This is a genomic window from Vibrio sp. 10N.222.46.A1, from assembly GCF_041473595.1.
GTDB classification, from domain to species: Bacteria; Pseudomonadota; Gammaproteobacteria; order Enterobacterales; family Vibrionaceae; genus Vibrio; species Vibrio tasmaniensis_A.
In genome coordinates this window covers 1-534 of the sequence record NZ_JBFRSN010001718.1, presented here as the reverse complement: position 1 = coordinate 534, position 534 = coordinate 1, and the positions used below count along the sequence as shown (strand labels likewise).

Annotated in this window: 1 protein-coding gene; it reads left to right on the top strand. The window is 46.8% G+C overall.

What is annotated here, in order from left to right; all coding sequences use genetic code 11:
- A partial coding sequence (locus AB4496_RS28995) for a methyl-accepting chemotaxis protein (RefSeq protein WP_372133573.1) occupies positions 1–441 on the top strand: 441 nt, incomplete at its 5' end.
- Between the last annotated feature and the right edge of the window lie 93 nt (positions 442–534).

The window sequence follows — 534 nt, the reverse complement described above, 5'->3', positions numbered from 1 at the left end:
GCGGCGCGTGCTGGTGAATCGGGCCGTGGTTTCGCAGTCGTTGCCGATGAAGTTCGCACTCTGGCGCAACGTACTCAAGAATCGACCACTGAAATCCGCAACATGATTGAGCAGCTCCAAGCGGGTGCAAGCTCTGTATCTAACGCGATGAATCAAAGTAAAGACACAGCCACTGACGCCGTTGAACGCGCTCAGCAAGCAAACTCTTCACTTGACCGCATCCGCGACGCGATTCAGCGCATCTCTGATATGAATATTCAGATTGCTTCAGCAGCTGAAGAGCAGAGTTTAGTAGCGGAAGAGATCAACAACAACACAGTTAAGATCAAAGACCTTTCAACACAGGTATCGAACGCAGCTCAAGACGCAAACACAGCAATGCAAGTTCAAACTGACAATGTTCGCCAACAAGACGAACTATTAAACAAGTTTACGGTTTAACCGCCTTAGCGTTTAGCTAACTAACACCTTGTTTAACTAACACCCTGTTTAGTAAGCAATAAACAGCTTTATATAAAAAACCCCGCTTACTGG